Genomic DNA, 20265 nt, shown 5'->3' with positions numbered 1-20265 from the left:
GTCGCGGCAGGCGAGACTTTGGAACGCCAGGCATAATTCCGCTCATCCCGGCGTTCGCCGGGATGAGCGGGTAGGTAAAGGGCGGCTATTCCCCGTCCAGCACCTGACGAGCCAGCACGCGCGTCACTGGGCGGTGCAGGGCGTCCAGGCGGTCGACCACGGCCTCGGCGGCGTCGGCCGAGCGGTCGATGCGGCGGACCAGATAGTCGATCAGTTCGTCGGCTGGGGTGATGTTCCGGCTGGCGAAGGCGCGGCGCAGCATGGCGGCGAAGACCACGTCGTCCGGCGCCTCGATCCCCACGGTGCGGATGGCGTTCAGGCGCGAACGCAGGTCAGGCAGGTCCGTCGCCCAGGCCCCCGGCGGATCGCGCGACACCAGCAGCAGGGCGCCGCCGCCTGACTGGGTCAGGTTGATCAGGTGGAACAGGCTCTCGTCGTCCGCGTCCTGGGCCCGGTCCAGCAGTACGGGGCGGCCCTCAAGCTCCAGAGGGTCGATCAGGGCGGCTTCGGCGCCGTGCAGGGCGATGGCGCCGGTGCGCTCGACCCAGGCGGCGGCCAGGTGGCTCTTGCCGCAACCGGCCGGGCCGAACAGGGCCAGGATGGCGCCGGGCGTTTCCGGCCAGGCGGCCAGGGCGGCCACGCCCGCCGCGTTCGCTTCCGAGATCGCCAGGTCGGAGGCGCGTTGCGGCGTCTCCTGCTGCAGCGGCAGGCGCAGTTGACGGATTTCGGCGGCCGAGGCGTTCATGATGACCGGACCCTAGCCGGGCCGGGACGCGGGCGTCTCTGTTGATAGGGCGGGATCACGGGGACAACCTGTGCGCCGCTGTGGATGGCGCATCCTGTTCGATTCAGGCGTCAGCCTTGACTTTCGGGGGCGATGATGGGCCTTTCCCCGCTCCTAATTCACGCTGTTCGACAGCCGTTTTCAGACGAAATCCGATCATGCACGCCTATCGCACCCACACCTGCGGCGCCCTCCGTTCGACGGATGCGGGCGCCAATGTTCGTCTGTCAGGCTGGATTCACCGCAAGCGCGACCACGGCGGCCTGCTGTTCATCGACCTGCGCGACCACTACGGCCTGACTCAGCTGGTCCTGCACCCTGAAACGCCGGGCTTTGAAGTGGTCGAGCGCCTGCGCGCCGAGAGCGTGATCAAGGTCGACGGCGAAGTCGTCCTGCGCGAAGGCTCGACCGTCAACGCCAACCTGCCGACCGGCGAGGTCGAGGTGCGCGTCCTGTCGGTGGAAGTGCTGTCGGAAGCCGCCGAACTGCCGATGCCGGTCTTCGGCGAGCAGGAATATCCGGAAGAGATTCGCCTGAGCAACCGCTTCCTCGACCTTCGTCGTGAGCGTCTGCACAGGAACATCGTCCTGCGTTCGCGCGTGATCCAGTCGATCCGCACCCGCATGGTGGCGCAGGGCTTCCTCGAGTATCAGACGCCGATCCTGACGGCCTCGTCGCCGGAAGGCGCGCGCGACTTCCTGGTGCCGAGCCGGATGCACCCGGGCAAGTTCTACGCCCTGCCGCAGGCCCCGCAGCAGTTCAAGCAGTTGCTGATGGTGTCGGGCTTCGACCGCTATTTCCAGATCGCGCCCTGCTTCCGCGATGAAGACCTGCGCGCCGACCGTTCGCTGGAATTCTATCAGCTCGACGTGGAAATGAGCTTCGTCACCCAGGAAGACGTCTTCCAGGCGATCGAGCCGCTGATGCACGGCCTGTTCACCGAGTTCGGCGAGGGCAAGCCGGTGTCGCCAATCGACGGGACGCACGTCTTCACCAACGACTTCGGTCAGACGATGGAGCACAAGGGTTTCGAGCGCCTGACGTTCGAACAGTCGATGAAGTGGTACGGCTCGGACAAGCCGGACCTGCGCAACCCGATCAAGATGCAGGACGTGTCGGACCACTTCCGCGAGGGCGGGTTCGGCCTGTTCGCCAAGATTCTGGGCGCCGACGAGAAGAACGCCGTCTGGGCCATCCCGGCGCCGACCGGCGGCTCGCGCGCCTTCTGCGACCGCATGAACTCCTGGGCGCAGGGCGAGGGCCAGCCGGGCCTGGGCTACATCTTCTGGTCGGACGATCAGCAGTCGTGGGGCGGCCCCATCGCCAAGAACCTGGGTCAGGAGCCGACCGAGGCCCTGATGACCTCGCTGGGTTTGGGCAAGGGCGACGCGGCCTTCTTCACCGCCGGCCTGCCGTCGGTCTTCGCCAAGTTCGCCGGTCTGGCCCGCACCCGCGTCGGCACGGAACTGAAGCTGGTCGACGAGGACCAGTTCAAGTTCTGCTGGATCGTCGACTTCCCGATGTTCGAGTGGTCGGAAGAAGAGAAGAAGGTCGACTTCAGTCACAACCCATTCTCGATGCCGCAGGGCGGCATGGAGGCGCTGGAGACGCAGGATCCGCTGACCATCCGCGCCTATCAGTACGACATCGTCTGCAACGGCTATGAGCTGTGCTCGGGCGCGATCCGGAACCACAAGGCCGAGATCATGCTGAAGGCCTTCGAGATCGCCGGCTATGACGCCTCGGTGGTCGAGGAGCAGTTTGGCGGCATGCTGAACGCCTTCCGCTTCGGCGCGCCGCCGCACGGCGGTCTGGCGCCGGGCATCGACCGCATCGTCATGCTGCTGGCGGGCGAACAGGCCATCCGCGAGGTCATCGCCTTCCCGCTGAACCAGCAGGGCCAAGACTTGCTGATGAGCGCCCCGGCCGAGGTCGAGGAGCGTCAGCTGAAGGAGCTGTCGATCCGCACCCAGCTGCCGATCAAGGTCTGATCGGAGCCATAGGGCTGAATTGGAAAAGGGAGGGGGCGACCCCTCCCTTTTTTTGCGTCCGGTCCTCAGTTGCCCGAGGTGATGACCAGGTTGCGCTGGCGCGGCGGAATCGGGGGGACGGGCGGCGTCGGCGGTGCGGGCGGCGTACGGATGACGCGGACCCCGCCGCGGCAGTTGCGGGCCGTCAGGCCGCCCGGCAGGCGGGTCGAGGCGTCGCCGCAGGCCTCTTCGACCTGATCGGCCGTCAGGCCGCGTGCCCGGGAGAGGTCCAGTCCGCGAATGTCGGTGCGGCGCAGGGAGGCGTCGCGGAAGTCGGTGCGATTGAAGCTGCCGCCGGACAGACGCGCGTTGTCCAGGTCTGCGTTGCGGAAGGAGGCGTTGTCGAAATTGCCGCCTGACAGGTTGGAGGCCTTGACGTCGGCGCTCGTGAAGTCTGCGCCGCTGGCGTTCACATTGGCCAGGGTGGCGCCGAAGATCTCGGCGTCGTTCAGGCGGGCGCGGACCAGGACGGCGCTGTTCATATTGACGCCCTGAAGCTCGGCGCCGGTCAGATTGGCGCCGGTCAGGTTGGCCCGGATCAGGACCGCGCCGGTGGCCTCTGCGCCCATCAACTGGGCGCCGCTCATATTGGCGTTGGTGAAGGTGGAGCCGACCATTTCGATGCCGCGCATGTCGGCCCGGCTGAAGTCGGCGCCGACGAAGTTCGAGCCGACCAGTTCGGCGCCGCGCAGATTGGCTCCGACAAGGGTGGCGTAGGCGAAGTTGGCGCCGGTCAGCGTCGCGCCGGACAGGTCGCGGCCCGACAACTCGCAACGGGTGCAGCTTCCCCCCAGGGAGACCATGCGCGCGACGTCGCGGTCCTGGGTCCAAGTCGTGTCCACGGCGCCGGCCAGGGCTGGGGCGGCCGTCGTCAGTCCCATAAGGGCTGAGGCAGCGAGGGCCAGGCGGCGCAGGGGTGAAATGGAGCGTTTCATCACCCCTCCTGAATGCGCCTTAGTGCGTAAATACCCTACTTAAATCGTGGTAACGAAGGCGACGCTCAACAGGCGGGAATGCGCAGGCCCGAAGGCAAAACCGTGTTCTGATCGCCGCAGGCCTGATTGAGCTGCGACTGGCTCAGGCCGCGTGCGCGCGACATCTCGGCGCCCGACAGATTGGTCCCGTTCAGCTTGGCTCCGGTGAAGGTCGCGCCTTCCAGATAGGTTCCGACGAAGCTGGCGTTGGTCAGGTCCGCCCCGGTGAAGTTCGAGCTGGACAGCACCGCGCCATAAGCCTCGACGTCGCGCAGGTCCGAGCGGCTGAAGTTGGTGCGGTTCATCACCGACAGGCTGATGTCCGCCTGACGGATGCGCGCGCCCGACAGGTTCAGGCCCGTGCGCTCCAGGCCCGAGAAGTCGCCCTGGAACAGGTTGCAGCCGGGGCAGGAGGCGCCGCGACGCACCTGGCTGATCTGAGAGGCGTTCTGCGCCGAGGCGGGCAGGGCCGTCAGCGTCAGGCCGACGGCGGCGAGAAAGGCGATTGCGGGACGGATCATGCGGATGGCTCCAGGCTTTGCGCCTGTTGCAGCAAGAAGCGGGCCGCCGTTTCGGGACAGTGCGTCCCGTTTCAACCTTGAACTTGGGGCGCCGCGCCGCAGGCGCCGCACACCGGCGTCCCGTTCCGGTTCGTCAGCATCAGGTCGCCGCACTCGGGACAGGGGCCGGCCTGCACGGGCGGCGTGGTGCGCGGCGACGGCTCCTTACGGCCGAAGGGGGCGACGATCAGATTGTCAGGCGCGGCGCCCCGCGCGAAGCCCTTGGAGATGAAGCGGGCGGCGGGCACGGGCTGGGGCGCGTCGGTGGGGGCGCCGTCCATGCCGTCCAGATTGGCGGCCTCGGGCGTGACCTGGGCCAGCTCGCGACGGTCAAGATAAGAGACGCCCAGTTCGCGGAACACATAGTCGAGGATGGAGGTCGCCGAGCGGATGGAATCGTTCCCCGTGACCCGCCCCGACGGCTCGAACCGGGTGAAGACGAAGGCGTCCACGAACTCGTCCAGCGGCACGCCGTATTGCAGGCCGATGGAGATGGCGATGGCGAAGTTGTTCATCATCGAGCGGAAGGCGGCGCCTTCCTTGTGCATGTCGATGAAGATCTCGCCCAGTTCGCCGTCTTCGTATTCGCCGGTGTGGATATAGACCTTGTGGCCGCCGACCGAGGCCTTCTGGATATAGCCCTTGCGGCGATCAGGCAGGCGGCGGCGGGTGCGGTCGCGCTCGACCACCTTCTCGACCACGCGCTCGACGGTCTGGGGCGCGGCTTGCGGCGGGGCCTCGGCGCGGCGGGGGGCTTCGACCTCGGGCAGGGTCAGGCGGAAGCTGAGCGGGGCTTCTGCACGACGCAGGGCCACGGCGCGGCGATCGTCGCGCGCGCCGTCGGCGATGGCGCGGCTGATCTGCATGGCGTCGGCGCGCCAGTCCAGCAGGCGGGGGCGGGCGTCGGGCGCGTCGCTGAACGGCTCGAGCGCCTGGCGCAGGGCCGCTTCCAGATCGGCGCCCGGCGTCGCCAATAGGGCCGTCAGCGACGGCGGCGCCGGATCCCAGTCCGACAGGTCCGGTCGGCCGAAGACATAGGCGGTCGCGGCTTCGATCTCTTCGGCCGTGAAGCCCAGGCGAGGCAGCAGGGCGCCCTCGTCCGGCGTCAGTCCCAGCACGTCGCCGATGAAGCCCGCGTCCAGCACCGGCGGAGCGAAGGCGGGGCCGAAGTCCTCGACCAGGGCCAAGGCGCGCTCGATGGCCTCCAGCTCCAGATCGGTGAAGCCCAGTTCGCGCAGGCGTCCGTGGTTCACGCCCGGCGCCTCGGCCAGGGTGCGGCGGCCGAACAGATGGCGCTCCGCCGCCTCGACATCGCCGCCCGCCGTGACAATGGCGGCGACCAGGGCGGGCCTCAGGCGTCGGGCGATTTCGTCATCGGCGGTCTGGAACACATCCGTCGCGCTGAAGGGGGACAGGCTTAGCCGCAGATCCAGCTCAGCCTCGTCGACGAACAGGCCGATCACGGCGTTGCGCCGCCCGTTCTGCTTCAGCGCGGCGGCGTCGCGTCCTTGCGCGTGAAACGCGGCGATGACGTCATCCTTGGCGGTCGCCCATTCAGGGCAGGGCGCCAGTCGGGCCGCCAGCTCGCAGGAGGTCTGGGACGCCATGTCAGCGACGCGCCGCCCAAGGGCGGACGCCTGCGCGGCGGGGTCGGTCCCGTCCTGCCTGACCGCCCAATCCGCCAGACCGCCGAGGCCCAGGGCGATGGGCCGCGCGGCCTGCGCCTCGGCCTGGCCTGTCTGGTCCAGTTCGATGTCCAGCGCCGTGGTCCACAGGGCGACAAGGGCGTCCAGGGATGCGTCGAAGTCCGCCCCCGCCAGCGCCGCCAGGGCGGGCAGGTTCAGGATCGCGCGCGCGCCCGTCTGGGCGGCGGCAATGGCCTCGGATTCGGCGGGCGAGAAGACGACCACGACCGGGCCTTCCTGCACGGCCTCGGCCACGGCGGCGGTTCGGGGATCGCCCGAGGCGGTGGTGTCGCGCGCCGCCAGAACGGGCAGGGCGGCGGGCTGTTCGACGGCTTCGATCGTGAGATCGGCGGGCTCGCCCTGAATGGCGCGCAGGATGTCGGCGTCGGCGGCGCCGCAGCGGCGCGCCGCCACGGCGGCGCGGGCCAGGGCCGGGTTGGCGGCGGGATCGGCGCAGGCTTCGCGCGGGCCTTCGCAACGGGAGACGGCGTCGGCGACCTCGCCCAGCGCCTTGGCCAGGGCCTCGGTCGCGCGCGAGGACAGGCGGCGCCCGCGCCAGGCGGCGGCCTGGGCCGACAGGGCCTGCGCCGCATCCGGTTCGGACAGGTCGATCAGCGGCAGGAAACCGTTCGTCGTCGGCAGGGCGGGGGCGGCGAGGCCCAGCAGCACGGACGCTGCGAGTTCAGCGGCGAATCGCTCGGCCTCGGCCGTCGTAGCCAGGGCGCCGCTTTCACTCCCCTCGGACGCCAGTCGCGCGGCCCAGTCGTGAATGGCGGCGTCCAGGGCGTCGGACTGCGACGGCGCATAGCTTTGAGCCCAGTCCAGCCAGGCTTCGACGCGGACATCGGTCCACCCTGCGGGCGCTGTGACCGGCGTCAGGGCGCGACCGCGCTCGATCTCGCGGAGCTCGAAAGCGAGCGTCGCGGCGAGAGGAGCAAAGCGAGCCTTGAAGCGCATTCCACGTCTCCACGCATGTCGTCTCAACCAGCTTACCGACAGATCTGACGGGCGTTCAACGTATGTTGTGGTTCGTGCGGGGGTTGCCCACAAGATGTTGAGGCGTTTCGCGTGCGCTCCATGCTGGACGTAGGGCGTCGCGGTTTCTATGATCGGCCTGCGCCGCCGGACCTTCCCTGGGCGGTGGATTCGAGTGAGTTCGACGACGTGCTGAGCAAGATCTTCACCTGGTGGAACGGCGCCACGATCGGCACCCTGTTCACCGTCGGCAAACGCGGCCAGCTGGTCGGCACGGACGAGTTCGGCAACCGCTATTACGAATCCCGCGACGGCGTCAGCTATGACGGCCGCAAGCGCCGCTGGGTCATCTATGACGGTTACGCCGAGGCGACCAAGGTGCCGCCGGAATGGCAGGGCTGGCTGCGCTACACCTATGACGAGACCCCGGCCGAGCGCCCGCTGCCGCGCCAGGCGTGGGAAAAGGATCACCTGCCGAACCTGACGGGCACGCCGATGGCGCGCCGTCCGCAAGGCTCGCTGGCCGCTTTGGGCCAACGCCCGGCCGCCACCGGCGACTATCAGGCCTGGAGCCCGGAATGACCCTTCGCCATGTCCTGCTGGCCGGGCTGGTCGTCGCGGGACTGGCGATCTCGGGCGCCGGCGTGGCCAGCGCCCTGATGGACCTGCCGCAGGACGCGACGCCGGCTCCGGCCGATCCGATCGGCGACCTGCTGCGCGACACCGGCCGCACGCCGCTGCAGCCCGTCCAGCCGCAGACTCCGCCCGCTAACGGGGGCCAGTCCCCGGCGACGAATCCGGCGGCGCCGACCGCGCCCTCGCAACCGGGCGTCCCGACCGTCGCGGTCCAGGGACAGGAAGTCGCCGTTCAGGAAGAAGTCCCGGAAGACCTGACCGCCGAAGAGGAAGAGGCCGCGCCCGCGCCCGCCGCTCCGACCACGCCGCCGGGCGTGCGTCAGCGCCGTCGCATCGCCGTCATCCAGGCGGTCGACAAGACCACGGCCGAGACCATGCGGTTCGAGGTCGAGGTCGGCGGTCGCCCTGTGCGCTTCGGCAAGACCCTGCTGTTTAAGGCCCGCGCCTGCGAGGTCTCCGCTTCGGATGAAATGACCGAGGACGCCATCGCCTATATGGAGGTCGGGGTTCAGCCGCGCGGCCTGGCGACGCCGACCGAGGCGCGTCAGGTGTTCAAGGGCTGGATGTTCGCCTCGTCGCCCAGCGTCAGCGGACTGCAGCATCCGGTCTACGACGCCTGGGTGGTCGGCTGTAAGGGCTAAAGGGCGCAGGAATGACGCATCGGAAATCCCCCAAGAAGACCGAAACCGTCGAAATTCGGCTGTCGCACGCCGCCAAGACCGCCTTCATGGCGCGATGCCGGGCCGAGGGCATGACGGCCAGCGAGGCGATCCGACGTTTTATTGATGCTGATCGGGCTGACGTCCGCGGCGCGCCGTGGCGCCAGATATGGATTGCCGCGGCTGCCGGGCTGGCGTTGGGTGCGATTGCGGCGCCGTCGCTGGCTCAGAGCCTGTCGCCGTCGCGCGCCGCTTTCGACCGCCTGGACCGTGACCGGAACGGCGTCGTCTCCTTTGAAGAGTTTCGCGCTCGCTAGCGGATGGGGTTCAAAAACCGGTCGGTCTGAAGGTTCAGCCACGTTTTGGGTCTGGTTAGGCCGGCGCCCGGTTTCCATGACGCAAGCACGATCTCTGCTCGGCCGATGAGGTTCTCGGCCGGCAGCAGACCGACGCCGACCTCGGCGGGCCACCGGCTGTCCAGCGAGTTGTCGCGATTATCGCCCATCACGAAATACCGGCCCGCCGGCACGCGATAGACGTCGGTGTCGTCGCCGGGCCGAGAAGGGCCGCCATCGTAGGTGACATAATCTCGACCGTCGCCCAGCGTTTCGTGCACGGCCAGCACCTGTCGCTCGGGCGCGTCGTGATCCTGGGTCATACCCAGGGGCGTGCGTTTGACGGCGTGTCCGTTAATGAAAACCTGGCCGCTTCGAACCTGAACCGTATCGCCTGGCAGGCCCACGACGCGCTTGATCCAGGCGACTGACGGGTCGTTGGGCCGACGAAAGACGACCACATCGCCCCTGGCCGGCGAACGCGCCAGAAGCCGCCCCGGCTTTACGGGCGGGTTGAACGGCAGCGACGCCGTGCTCCAGCCGTAGCGGTACTTCGACACGACGATGTAGTCGCCGGTGACCAGGCCCGGCTCCATCGACGAGGAGGGGATGGTGAACGGCTGGAACAGGACAGTCCTGACGACGAAGACGAGCAGCAGGGCGCAGGCCAGGGTTCGAGCGATATCGACGACTTCACGGCGCCAGGCGGGCGCTGCGTCTACAGGGGCGGGGGCGTTGGCGACATGGGTCATGACGCCATGGAGCGCGGGGTCAGTCGGGAAGACCAGCCTTATCGTGTCCCGACAATTGCAAAACCTGTCCGGACACGGCCGCCGCCACGGCTTGGACGCCTGTCAGCGGGACGAACAGCGCGGTGGGATCCGGTACGACTTTTAGGGCCGGCGCCAGCATCCGCAGATAAGCTTCCTGCGGCGTCTCCACGGCGCCGAACTGGCTGAGGTGGTCGGTCAGGAACTGCGCGTCCAGCAGGCGCCAGCCGCCCTTTCTGAGCCGCGCGACCAGATGGACCAGGGCGACCTTGGAGGCGTCTGTGGCGCGGCTGAACATGCTCTCGCCGAAAAAGGCGCCGCCCAGCGTCACGCCGTAAAGGCCGCCGACCAGCGTCTCGTCTCGCCAGCACTCGATGCTGTGGGCGAAGCCGCGCTGATGCAGTTCGATGTAGAGACGACGGATCGGGGCGTTGATCCAGGTGTCCTCGCGTCCCGGCGCGGGCGCGGCGCAGGCGTCCAGCACGGCGGCGAAGGCCGTGTTCACCCGCACCTCAAACGGCTCGCCTCGCACGGTCCGGCGCAGGCGTGACGGAATGTGGAAGCGATCCAGCGGTATGACGCCCCGCTGGTCCGGCTCGACCAGGAAGACGCGCGGATCGTCGCGCGCCTCGGCCATGGGGAAGACGCCCCGCGCGTAGCAGGCGAGCAGCGCTTCCGGTCCGAAGACGTCGGAAGGGCCGCTCGCGCTGAAGCCCGGCTCGTACAAGAGAGGCGCCTTAGGCCTTGGCCTTTTGCGCCGCCGCCCATTTCTCCAGCCAGTGGATGTCGTAGTCGCCCGACAGGATGTCCGGCTCCTGCAACAGCTTCTGGAACAGGGGGATGGTGGTGTCGACGCCGCTGATGACCGTCTCGCCCAACGAACGCTTCAGACGGGCCAGCGCCTCTTCGCGATCGCGGCCGTGGACGATCAGCTTGCCGATCAAGCTGTCGTAGTAGGGCGGGATCGAATAGCCGGCGTAGATGGCGCTATCCAGGCGCACGCCCAGACCGCCCGGGGCGTGGAACTCGGTGATCGTGCCCGGCGACGGGGTGAAGGTCTCCGAGTTCTCGGCGTTGATCCGCACCTCGATGGCGTGGCCCTTGAACTCGATGTCGTCCTGCGTGAACGACAGCGGCAGGCCCGCGGCGATGCGGATCTGTTCGCGCACCAAATCGACGCCCGTGATCATCTCCGTGACCGGGTGTTCAACCTGCAGGCGGGTGTTCATCTCGATGAAGAAGAACTCGCCGTCCTCCCACAGGAACTCGATGGTCCCGGCGCCCAGATAGCCGATGGCGGCGATGGCCTTGTTGACCGTCTCGCCGATCTTGGCGCGGCCCTCGGCCGACAGGGCGGGAGAGGGGGCCTCTTCCAGCACCTTCTGGTGGCGACGTTGCAGCGAGCAGTCGCGTTCGCCCAGGTGGACGACGTTGCCGTGGCTGTCGGCGATGACCTGGATCTCGATGTGGCGCGGCTTCTGGAGGTAGCGCTCCATGTAGACGGCGCCGTTGCCGAAGGCAGCCAGGGCCTCGGACTGGGCGGTCTGCACGGCCTCGACCAGGTCGTCGGCCGTCATCGCTACCTTCATGCCGCGCCCGCCGCCGCCGGCGGCCGCCTTGACGATCAGGGGGAAGCCGATGGTCTTGGACGCCTCGATGGCCTGTTCGACCGTCTCGACTTCGCCGTCAGAGCCGGGAACGACGGGGATGCCTGCGTCCTTGACGGTCTGCTTGGCGGTGATCTTGTCGCCCATGACCCGGATATGTTCCGGCTTGGGGCCGATGAAGGCCAGGCTGTGGGCCTCGACGATCTCGGCGAAGCGGGCGTTCTCCGACAGGAAGCCGTAGCCGGGGTGGATCGCCTGGGCGCCGGTGATTTCCGCCGCAGCGATGATCGAGGGGATGTTCAGATAGGACTTGGCCGCCGGCGCGGGGCCGATGCAGACGCTCTCGTCGGCCAGGCGCACCCACATGGCGCCGCGGTCGGCTTCGGAATGCACGGCGACGGTGGAGATGCCCATCTCCTTGCACGCGCGGTGGATGCGAAGCGCGATCTCGCCGCGGTTGGCGATCAAAACCTTGGTGAACATGGGGCTCAGGCTTCCAGCACGACCAGGGCTTCGCCGAACTCGACCGGCTGGGCGTCGCCCACCAGGATTTCAGCCACGACGCCGTCGCGCGGCGACTGGATCGGGTTCATGGTCTTCATGGCTTCGACGATGACCAGGGTCTGGCCCTTCTTCACCTTGTCGCCGACCTTGATGAAGGGATCGGCGCCCGGCGCGGGCTGCAGATAGGCGGTGCCGACCATCGGCGACTTCACCTCTTCGCCGGCGCGGGCGACGATGGTGGCCGGGTCCGACGGCATGGAGAGCGGCGCGGCGGCGGCCGGCGCGGCCTGGGCGACCGGGGCCGGGGCGGCGGCGTACTGGATCGGGGCGGCGGCGACGGTGACTTCGCGCTTCACCTTGATCTTCAGATCGCCGCGCTCGACCTCGATCTCGGTCAGATCGGTGTCGTTCAGGATGTCGGCCAGGCTGCGGACCAGGTCGGCGTCGATGTTCTTGTTCTTGTCGTCGGACATGAGGGTCTCTTCTACTTGATCTTCAGACGGCGCGCGGCGGTCAGCCCTTGGCCCCGGCGCGGCGCGCCAGGTCCAGAGCGGCCCGGACGGCCAATTCATAGCTGCGGGGGCCGAAGCCGGCGATCACGCCGGTCGCGGCCAGGGACACATAGGAGTGATGCCGAAACGCCTCGCGCGCGGCGGGGTTCGACAGGTGGCACTCGACCACGGGGATGCTTAGCGTCTTCAGCGCGTCCAGCAGGGCCACCGAGGTGTGGGTGAAGGCGGCCGGATTGATGACCAGGGCGTCGGCCTTAGTCCTGACTTCCTGGATCCAGTCGACCAGCTGGCCTTCATGATTCGACTGACGGAACACCACGCGGGCGCCTTCAGCCGCCGCCTCGCACATGGCCTGAACGTCGGCCAGGGTCTCGCGGCCATAGATATCCGGCTCCCGAACCCCCAGCAGGTTCAGGTTCGGCCCGTTCAGGACATACAGGGTGAGAGTTTCGGGCATTCGCTCGCAAAACAGGCGCGCCGCCGCGCGGAATCGAGCGCGCGTTGTAGCCTAGGTGGCGCGCGGCGCAAAGCGGGCGGGGAAAAAGGGTGACGTAGGGGGAGGGTGGCGACTTCGAGCGGGCCTTGTGGAAGTCGCCTAAGGGTGGGAACCGGACGTTACGTCGCCGGTGGAACCGCCCCGAGCAACCGAACCTCTTCACCCGATGCGACGATCTCTTCACCATCAAAGGTCCGCAACCCATAGATCGGTTCTCCAGTGGGGTCGGACACATGCTTCTCAGCTTGGAGCACGAAAACCGGGCGGGTTGAGCCATCCTCATCCTGCCAAAGCGCATACTGAGGAATAGCGATCGGGTAGGGCTCGGCCTTTAGGACATCGTTAGACGCCTGAGAAAATACAGCATCGCCTAGATCGATGTCTTCCGCCGTCGCCACCCGGCCGAGCATAAAGCCGCTCTTGGGCAATGACGGCCAAGCAGCCTCATGCGGCGCGCGCTTTTTAAGCCAATTCTTGAACATGGCAGGACCTTCGCGCAGCCCGCCAACGTCCGCAACGGGTCGAGAGGCGAAGTTCGCCTAAGGGTGGAAATCAGAAGTTGGCTCCCACCCATCCCTGAAACGACGAAAGTCCGCCCTCCGACGGGAGGGGCTGTGCCTACCCTAGGCAGTCGTCGATAGCGCTAAGGATCGCCGCTTTTGCTGCAGGTGAAGCGACATCGGTCATGTCATTGTGCTCTACCTGGGACGTGAAGATATGTATGCCCAAGTCTCGGCGTTCTGCGTCGGTTGGCAATACGTCAGGGTCAGCGGGGAAGTCGCTTGACCTTACCGAACAGACGCGAGGGCTTGAACTCCGCGGCAGCGGCATTCGGCGATTATCCAAAGAGAAGGCAACGTCAACTAGCTCAGGATGTTGCGATGCAAATAGCATGGTCATGTCGCCACCGTTCGAATGGCCAACAAGCACAGCCCTGCGTCGAGGATCTGACAGGCCGCGACGGCTCATCTCACCAATGATGAAGCCGATGCTGTCGGCTCCTACCTGCCAGACAGGCCGGCGCGTTTCTGACAGTTTGCCTGAATTGACCATAGGCGGGTCGCCGGCTCGCTCAACGTGATCTATCGAAACGACCAGATAGCCGCGCTTGACCAAGTGATCGGCCACGAAGCTGTATTCAGAATTGGATACGCCATAGCCATGCGACAGGATCGCCAGCGGTCTAACCGTACCGGAGCGTGGCATGCCATAGACGAGAATGGGCACCACGCGATGGCGGGTATTGTCGGTCACAGCAATTGATGACGGCGTCCTGCTAGCCGACCGATGTGTTGGCAGTGAATCTACGCACCCAGCCAGCATTATGATCAAGAGGATAGAAGCTCTGCGCATGCACTTCCAATATACGCTCGGAACGTCCAGCCACAACAGACAGTGCACATTCGCCCTCTCAATCGACGAAAGCCCGCCCCGGCGAACCGGAGCGGGCCTGCCAGGTCTACAACTCAGCTAGGGGTCGAAAGCGGCTGAGACCGTGGATTTGATGTTTCGCGCTGGACCGCCCATTATCGACGTCTCCGAAAGACACCTTGCCTCTCCACCCTGCATGCCCTGGAGCGAACAGTTTGCGTATCGAAGTCAACGGCGAGGCGCGGGACACCGCCGCCACGACCATTCTGGGACTGGTTCAGGAACTGTCGCTGGATCCGAAGAAGGTGGCGGTCGAGCGTAATCTGGAGATCGTGCCGCGCTCGCTGCATGGCGAGACGGCGCTGGCCGAGGGCGACAAGATCGAACTGGTGCAGTTCGTCGGCGGGGGCTGAGCAGTAGAAGCGTGGGGCGATCAAATCCCGCAACGCCGCTTCCCCCCGGCGGCGGGCGGCGCTAGGTCAGGAGCATGAATGACACCGCTCCCCGCACCGACAGCTGGACCGTCGCCGGCCGCACCTTCAACTCGCGCCTGATCGTGGGCACCGGCAAGTATCGCGACTACGCCCAGAACGCGGCGGCGGCCGAGGCTTCGGGCGCCGAGATGGTCACCGTGGCCGTGCGCCGGGTGAACCTGACCGATCCGAACCAGCCGGTGCTGACGGACTTCATCGACCCGAAGAAATACACCTATCTGCCCAATACGGCGGGCTGCTTCACCGGCGAGGACGCGGTGCGGACCCTGCGTCTGGCGCGCGAGGCGGGCGGCTGGACCCTGGTCAAGCTGGAGGTTCTGGCGGACCCCAAGACCCTGTTCCCCGACATGGAGGAGACCCTGCGGTCGCTGAAGCTGCTGACCGCCGAGGGCTTCGAGGTCATGGTCTACTGCACCGACGACCCCGTCTATGCGCGCAAGCTGGAGGACGCGGGCGCCGTGGCCATCATGCCCCTGGGCGCGCCGATCGGCTCGGGGCTGGGGGTGCAGAACCCGATCAACATCCGCCTGATCGTCGAGCAGTCCAAGGTGCCGGTGCTGGTCGACGCGGGCGTCGGCACGGCCTCGGACGCCGCCATTGCGATGGAGCTGGGCTGCGACGGTGTGCTGATGAACACCGCCATCGCCGAGGCGCGCGATCCCCTGCTGATGGCCAGCGCCATGAAGCATGCCGTCATCGCCGGGCGTGAATCCTACCTGGCGGGACGGATGAAGAAGCGGTTCTACGCCGATCCGTCCTCGCCGTTGGCGGGGCTGATCTGAGAAGGCTCAGGGGCTGACCGGAAGGTCAGCCCTTTTTCTTGGCCGCTTCAATCAGGGCGCCGACCTCGCGCGGATCGATGCCGGGGCTGGCGACGCCGTTGATGAAGAAGGTCGGCGTGCCCTGCAGGCCGAGCGCAGCGGCGGCGGCATGAATGTCGGTGACGTGGCGCGTCATTTCGGGGGCCGAGATGGCGGCGTTCGCCCTGGCCATGTCGACGCCGTTGTCGGCCAGGATGCGGTCGATGGAGGCGCGGTCCAGCGCCCGTTCCGCCATCAGGGCGTCATAGACGGCCAGGTATTTGCCTTGTTGATGCGCGGCCAGGGCGGCGCGGGCGGCGTATTGCGAGGAGACGTCCTCGCCCCGGTCCAGAATCGGCCAGTCCTTGAAGACGAAGCGCACGTCGGGATGTGCGGCCATCAGGGCGCGATACTCCGGCGCCACAGCCTTGCAGCCGGGGCAGCGGAAGTCGAAGAATTCGATCACCGTCACCTTGGCGTTCGCCGGGCCGAAGGCGGGATCGCGCGCATCGACGGCCAGCAGGGCCGGGTTGGCGGCGGCGGCGGCGTTGATGGTCTGGACGCGCGATTGGGATTCCATCGTCTCGCGCGCGGCCAGGACTTCATCCAGCACCTGAGGGTTGCTGATCAGATAGTCGCGCACCTTGCCGCCGAAACCGCCGCTCAGATAGGGCGCGGCCGACAGCGCCAGGGCGACCGCCGACATGGCCACGGCGGCGCCGCCCAAAACGGTTCCCGACAGGGCGAAGCGGCCCTTGGCGGCGGGCGGCGTCACGGCGGGCTGGTGGGTTTCAGGGCCGGGTTCGCGGGCGTCGTCGGTCATCAAGGTCTCGTCAGGCGTATTGGGAAGGCGGAGTCGGCGTCAGGCGCCGGGCGGTATGACGCCGGAGCGGCTGCGCTGTTCATTGCGGCGCTCGGCGTCGGTGATGTCTTTTTCGGTCGCGCCCGAGGCCAGGACGATGTCGGTGGCGCGGCGCCATTCGATGGAGCTGCGGTCCAGCATGTCGCGGGCGCGCATTGCGAACTGGGCGGCCTGATCCGGGCGACGCAGGGCGAACCAGTATTCGGCCGAGGCCAGTCGCGCCTCGCCCTCCTTGCCTTGGCTGGCGTAGGCCTGGGACAGCAGGCGCCAGCCCATGGTGTTCTCCGGCTCCAGCGCCAGGGCGCGCTTCAGCTGGTTCTCGGCTTCGGTCAGTTTGGAGGCGTCGCTGGTCTCGATCAGGGCGTGAGCCAGGTTGATGCGCAGCAGGGGGGCGCCCGGCTTCAGCTCGACCGATTTCTCATGCGCGCCCAGGGCCTCGGCCGGGCGGCCTTCCTCGAACAGGATCTGGCCCTTCAGCTCCCAGAAATAGGGGTTCTCGGGCTGTTCGGCCAACAGGACGTCGACCGCGTCCAGCGCCTTCTGCGTCTGGCCGTCGCGATACCAGGCGATGGCGCGGGCGTAGCGGGCGGGCAGGGTGACGTCGCTGGACGGATAGTCGCGCAAGGTGGCGTTGGGCGCGTCCATGAAGGCGCGGATCTTGGCCACGACCAGGGCGTGCTGGGCCATGCGCGCGTCGCTGTCGCGCTTGTCGTAGTGGGAGGCGGCCTCGACCGGGCGGCGCAGGGCTTCGATCCGCTGCGAGGACAGGGGGTGGCTGCGGAAATAGGGATAGCGGCGCTGATCCGAGAAGATTTCCTGGGCGCGGAAATTCTCAAAGAACTCAACCATGCCGCGTCCGGATTCCCCGGCGCGTTCCAGGGCGCGGGCGCCGGTGATGTCGGCCTCGCCCTCCTGGCTCTGCATGTAACGCAGGGCGCCGAGCGTGCCGAAATACTGGCTGGAGGCCAGCAGGGCCGCGCCCGCGTCCGGCGCGCCGGCGATCGCGGCCAGGGCGCCCAGCGCCATGGTCATGATCATCGGCTGCATCCCGGCGTTCTGGGCGCCGTCGCGCAGGGTGTGGCGGTTCTTGATGTGGCCCGCCTCGTGGGCGATCACGCCCAGGAGCTGGTTGGGGTTCTTGGTCCGCAGGATCAGGCCGGTGTTCAACCCCATGATCCGCCCGCGCGTGGCGAAGGCGTTCAGGTCGTTGTCGTTGACCAGCAGGATCTCGACCTCGTTCGGGTCCAGCCCCATGGCGTCGAGCACGGGCTCGGACCACTCATGGATGATGCCCTCGATCTCGGTGTCCCGGATCAGGCTCTGCGCCTGGGCCGCGGCGGCCGAGGCCAGCACCGCGAGGGCGCCGACGCCGGCGGCCAGATAGCGCCGAAAGCGGGTTGCGGCGGGGGGCGTCCTGGTCATGACGATCTCCAGAGCGATAGTCTCCCCCGCAGCTTCCAGCTTAATCGTGTCCGATCAACGGCGCCACCAACCGCGCTTGGGCTTGGCGGGGGGCGCGCCGATCTGGTTCGGATCGTCGGCGATGATGGCCGCGATGTCGACCTCGGCCGTCGGCGCCGGGGCTGGCTCGGCCAGGACGACAGCCTCTTCGACCACGCTCTCGGCGACGGCCGGGATCTCGCCCAGAGCCTCTTCGAGGGCTTCTTCGATCGCCTGTTCGACGCGGGCGGCCACGGCGGGCGGCACGTCCAGTTCGGCGGGGACGGGCTGGTCGGCTTCGACCGGCGCGGCCTCAACCTCAGCTTTAGCCTCAGTCGGGGCGGCTGCCGTCGCGTCTTCCACGGCGGCGGCGCTGACCTTGCGGCGCACGCGGCGGCGCTTGGGCGCTTCGGCCTGTTCGACGGCCGGAGCGGCTTCGGCGGCGGGCGCCTCGGTCGCTTCGCCTTCGATCACCACGGCGATCGGCGTGTCGGGCGAGCCGACGGGCGGCAGGCCTTCATTGGCGGCGCGGTCTTCGACCTTGGTTTCGTGGGTCAGTTCGCCCTGACCGCGACCCCGGCCGCGGCCGCGACGACGGCGCGAGCGGCCGTTGCGGCCTTCTTCCGCAGCGGCGACCTGGTCCAGGCCGACGTCCTGAGCCGTATCCTCGCCGGCGGCCTCCGGCCTGCGCTCATCCTTGCGTTCGGGACGAGGGGCGACCGGGTTGATCGGGTCGAACCAGACGTAAGGATCCTGCAGCGACGGCGTGCGGCCGCGCACCCAGGCGTAGACGTCGCGTTCGCCTTCCTCACGCATCCGGCGACCGCCGCGACGGCCCCGACGGCGGCGACCGCCCCGGCTGTCGTCGTCATCGTCGGAAGCGGCGGCTTCGGTTTCTTCGTCACGGCGACCGCCGCGACGGCGACGGCGGCGTCCGCCGCGGCTGTCGTCGTCCTGTTCGGAGCGGGCGCGGGCCTCGTCGTCGTCCTCGTCCTCGCGGTCGAGATCGGCCTCGTCCTCGTCGTCGCCGAAGTCGTCTTCGTCCTCGGCGTCTTCGTCCTCGTCGTCATAGGCGCTGTCGTCGAAGCCGTCGTCCAGGTCGGCCAGATCGATGTGGCTTTCGGGGGCGACGAAGTCCTCGTTCGTCTCGGTGCGCTCGATCGAGTGCTCGCCCTGAGCCAGGCTGTCGTCGATCTGGATGATGACGTTCAGGCCGCGCTCTTCCAGCAGGAACTGCAGATAGGCGCGCTTGTGGTTCAGGATGTACAGGGCCACGGCGGTTGAGACGCGCAGGTTCACCGAACCCGCGCCGTTCTTGCCGGCCTCGATGTCGACGGCGCGCAGGGTGGTCAGGGCCGCCGATTCGGCCGAACGGACCCGCCCGGCGCCCTGGCAGCATTCGCAGACCTCGGTCGCGCCTTCGATCACGCCCAGGCGGCGACGCTGACGGCTGATCTCCATCAGGCCGAAGCCCGAGATGCGGCCCATCTGGATGCGGGCGCGGTCCTTGGCCAGGGCGTCCTTGAGGGCCTTCTCAACCGCGCGGTTGTTCTTGCCCTCGTCCATGTCGATGAAGTCGATGACGATCAGACCGGCCAGGTCGCGCAGGCGCAGCTGGCGGGCGGCCTCGACGGCGGCTTCCAGGTTGGTCTTGGTCGCCGTGGCCTCGACGTTGCGCTCCTTGGTGGCGCGGCCGGAGTTCACGTCGATGGCGACCAGGGCTTCGGTCTGGTTGATGACCAGATAGCCGCCCGACTTCAGCGGCACGACAGGCTGGTGAATCTGGGTCAGCACCTCTTCGATGCCGTTCGCCGCGAACAGCGGGCGCGAGCCTTGGTAGAGGTGGATCTTCTTGGCCTGCGACGGCATCAGCACGCGCATGAAGTCGCGGGCCTGCTTGAAGCCCTCGACGCCCTCGACCTGAATGCCGTCGAAGTCCTTGTCGTACATGTCGCGTACGGCGCGGCGGACCAGGTTCTCTTCCTCGTGGATCATCGCCGGCGCGTTGGAGCGCAGGGTCAGTTCGCGGATCGTCTCCCACAGGCGCAGCAGGTATTCATAGTCGCGCTTGATCTCGGCCCGCGTGCGCTTGGCGCCCGCCGTGCGGATGATCAGGCCCATGCCCTGCGGCACCTTCAGCGCGGCGGCGGCGGACTTCAGCCGGCGACGGTCCGAGGTGTTGGTGATCTTGCGCGAGATGCCGCCGCCCTTGCCGGTGTTTGGCATCAGCACGCAGTAGCGGCCGGCCAGCGACAGCCAGGTGGTCAGGGCCGCACCCTTGGCGCCGCGCTCGTCCTTGACGACCTGCACCAGCAGGATCTGGCGGCGCTTGATGACGTCCTGGATCTTGTAGCGACGCATCAGGCGGCGCTTCAGGCGCTCCTCGTCGGCCAGCTTGCCGTCGGAATCGGCGTCGTCGGATTCACGGCCCAGATCGTCTTCGTCCGCGTCGTCGTGCGCCTCGGCCATGATGGCTTCGCGGTCGGCGACGGGGATCTGATAGTAATCCGGGTGGATTTCGTTGAAGGCTAGGAAGCCGTGGCGGTTGCCGCCGTACTCGACGAAGGCCGCCTGCAGGCTGGGCTCTACGCGGGTGACCTTGGCGAGATAGATGTTCCCGCGAAGCTGACGGCGGGCGCGGGATTCGAAATCGAATTCCTCAACCTGGCGGCCGTCCACGATCGCGACGCGCGTTTCTTCCGCGTGCGCCGCGTCTATCAACATGGTTTTTGACATTGAAGGTCTCTCTCAGGCGCGCCAGGCCGTGCGCC

Annotated in this window: 20 protein-coding genes; 6 read left to right on the top strand and 14 right to left on the bottom strand. The window is 67.8% G+C overall.

Annotated features, from left to right (window positions below; translation table 11 throughout):
* Positions 1–85: 85 nt before the first annotated feature.
* Positions 86–745 carry a DnaA ATPase domain-containing protein gene (locus tag B3D50_RS10140; protein WP_286951052.1) on the bottom strand — a complete coding sequence of 220 codons (660 nt, stop codon included), beginning with the start codon at positions 743–745 and terminating at the stop codon, positions 86–88.
* A 197-nt stretch (positions 746–942) separates the two neighbouring features.
* On the opposite strand from B3D50_RS10140, the gene aspS reads away from it, so the two are divergent.
* Positions 943–2775, top strand: a complete 1833-nt coding sequence (aspS, locus tag B3D50_RS10135; protein ID WP_286951051.1) for an aspartate--tRNA ligase — start codon at positions 943–945, stop codon at positions 2773–2775.
* Between the two features lie 65 nt (positions 2776–2840).
* Here aspS and B3D50_RS10130 read toward each other — a convergent pair whose 3' ends face one another.
* From B3D50_RS10130 to B3D50_RS10120, 3 genes are all read right to left on the bottom strand, one after another.
* Complete coding sequence (locus B3D50_RS10130) at positions 2841–3749, bottom strand: pentapeptide repeat-containing protein (protein ID WP_088409900.1); 909 nt, start codon at positions 3747–3749, stop codon at positions 2841–2843.
* 65 nt (positions 3750–3814) lie between these two features.
* Positions 3815–4309, bottom strand: coding sequence for a pentapeptide repeat-containing protein (locus tag B3D50_RS10125; protein ID WP_286951050.1), 495 nt, complete (start codon positions 4307–4309; stop codon positions 3815–3817).
* 71 nt (positions 4310–4380) lie between these two features.
* Entirely contained in the window at positions 4381–6990 is a 2610-nt protein-coding gene (locus B3D50_RS10120; RefSeq protein ID WP_286951048.1) for a TSCPD domain-containing protein, read from the bottom strand.
* Between the two features lie 207 nt (positions 6991–7197).
* On the opposite strand from B3D50_RS10120, the gene B3D50_RS10115 reads away from it, so the two are divergent.
* From B3D50_RS10115 to B3D50_RS10105, 3 genes are read left to right on the top strand one after another with little or no spacing between them, the layout of a single operon-like run.
* On the top strand, positions 7198–7590 hold the full coding sequence (locus tag B3D50_RS10115; RefSeq protein WP_076222814.1) for an NADH:ubiquinone oxidoreductase subunit NDUFA12: 393 nt from the start codon (positions 7198–7200) through the stop codon (positions 7588–7590).
* Positions 7587–8285: a DUF2155 domain-containing protein gene (locus B3D50_RS10110; protein WP_286951047.1), complete on the top strand. Its 699-nt coding sequence runs from the start codon at positions 7587–7589 to the stop codon at positions 8283–8285. The genes B3D50_RS10115 and B3D50_RS10110 overlap by 4 nt, the downstream gene beginning before the upstream one ends.
* A gap of 11 nt (positions 8286–8296) precedes the next feature.
* Positions 8297–8620: an EF-hand domain-containing protein gene (locus tag B3D50_RS10105; protein ID WP_128116088.1), complete on the top strand. Its 324-nt coding sequence runs from the start codon at positions 8297–8299 to the stop codon at positions 8618–8620.
* Here the strand turns inward: B3D50_RS10105 and lepB are convergent.
* The 7 genes from lepB to B3D50_RS10070 form a co-directional block, all read right to left on the bottom strand.
* Positions 8617–9390 carry a signal peptidase I gene (gene lepB / locus B3D50_RS10100; RefSeq protein WP_286951046.1) on the bottom strand — a complete coding sequence of 258 codons (774 nt, stop codon included), beginning with the start codon at positions 9388–9390 and terminating at the stop codon, positions 8617–8619. The two genes, B3D50_RS10105 and lepB, sit on opposite strands and share 4 nt — an antisense overlap.
* Positions 9391–9409: 19 nt before the next feature.
* Positions 9410–10045: a leucyl/phenylalanyl-tRNA--protein transferase gene (gene aat, locus B3D50_RS10095; protein ID WP_409516111.1), complete on the bottom strand. Its 636-nt coding sequence runs from the start codon at positions 10043–10045 to the stop codon at positions 9410–9412.
* Positions 10046–10145: 100 nt separating this feature from the next.
* Positions 10146–11498 carry an acetyl-CoA carboxylase biotin carboxylase subunit gene (gene accC, locus B3D50_RS10090; RefSeq protein WP_286951043.1) on the bottom strand — a complete coding sequence of 451 codons (1353 nt, stop codon included), beginning with the start codon at positions 11496–11498 and terminating at the stop codon, positions 10146–10148.
* Between the two features lie 5 nt (positions 11499–11503).
* Positions 11504–11992, bottom strand: coding sequence for an acetyl-CoA carboxylase biotin carboxyl carrier protein (accB, locus tag B3D50_RS10085; RefSeq protein WP_286951041.1), 489 nt, complete (start codon positions 11990–11992; stop codon positions 11504–11506).
* Positions 11993–12032: 40 nt separating this feature from the next.
* Positions 12033–12488, bottom strand: coding sequence for a type II 3-dehydroquinate dehydratase (aroQ, locus tag B3D50_RS10080; protein ID WP_286951039.1), 456 nt, complete (start codon positions 12486–12488; stop codon positions 12033–12035).
* A gap of 158 nt (positions 12489–12646) precedes the next feature.
* Positions 12647–13009: a hypothetical protein gene (locus B3D50_RS10075; RefSeq protein WP_286951038.1), complete on the bottom strand. Its 363-nt coding sequence runs from the start codon at positions 13007–13009 to the stop codon at positions 12647–12649.
* A gap of 136 nt (positions 13010–13145) precedes the next feature.
* Entirely contained in the window at positions 13146–13781 is a 636-nt protein-coding gene (locus B3D50_RS10070) for a hypothetical protein (protein ID WP_286951036.1), read from the bottom strand.
* A gap of 332 nt (positions 13782–14113) precedes the next feature.
* Here B3D50_RS10070 and thiS point away from each other — a divergent pair, with 332 nt between their 5' ends.
* Positions 14114–14311 carry a sulfur carrier protein ThiS gene (gene thiS, locus B3D50_RS10065; RefSeq protein ID WP_003165397.1) on the top strand — a complete coding sequence of 66 codons (198 nt, stop codon included), beginning with the start codon at positions 14114–14116 and terminating at the stop codon, positions 14309–14311.
* 74 nt (positions 14312–14385) lie between these two features.
* Positions 14386–15174: a thiazole synthase gene (locus tag B3D50_RS10060; protein ID WP_286951033.1), complete on the top strand. Its 789-nt coding sequence runs from the start codon at positions 14386–14388 to the stop codon at positions 15172–15174.
* 25 nt (positions 15175–15199) lie between these two features.
* Here B3D50_RS10060 and B3D50_RS10055 read toward each other — a convergent pair whose 3' ends face one another.
* Genes B3D50_RS10055 through B3D50_RS10045 form a run of 3 tightly spaced genes read right to left on the bottom strand, consistent with a single transcriptional unit; the run spans position 15200 to position 20230 of the window.
* Entirely contained in the window at positions 15200–16015 is an 816-nt protein-coding gene (locus B3D50_RS10055) for a DsbA family protein (protein ID WP_286951032.1), read from the bottom strand.
* 39 nt (positions 16016–16054) lie between these two features.
* The gene (locus B3D50_RS10050; RefSeq protein ID WP_286951031.1) at positions 16055–17476 is read right to left on the bottom strand and encodes a M48 family metalloprotease; all 1422 of its coding nucleotides are present in this window, start codon (positions 17474–17476) and stop codon (positions 16055–16057) included.
* Positions 17477–17530: 54 nt separating this feature from the next.
* Positions 17531–20230, bottom strand: a complete 2700-nt coding sequence (locus B3D50_RS10045) for an Rne/Rng family ribonuclease (protein ID WP_286951029.1) — start codon at positions 20228–20230, stop codon at positions 17531–17533.
* Positions 20231–20265: the final 35 nt, after the last annotated feature.

It is taken from the genome of Brevundimonas sp. UBA7507 (assembly GCF_002478355.1).
GTDB lineage: Bacteria > Pseudomonadota > Alphaproteobacteria > Caulobacterales > Caulobacteraceae > Brevundimonas > Brevundimonas diminuta_D.
This window is presented reverse-complemented; position numbering and strand designations above follow the sequence as displayed.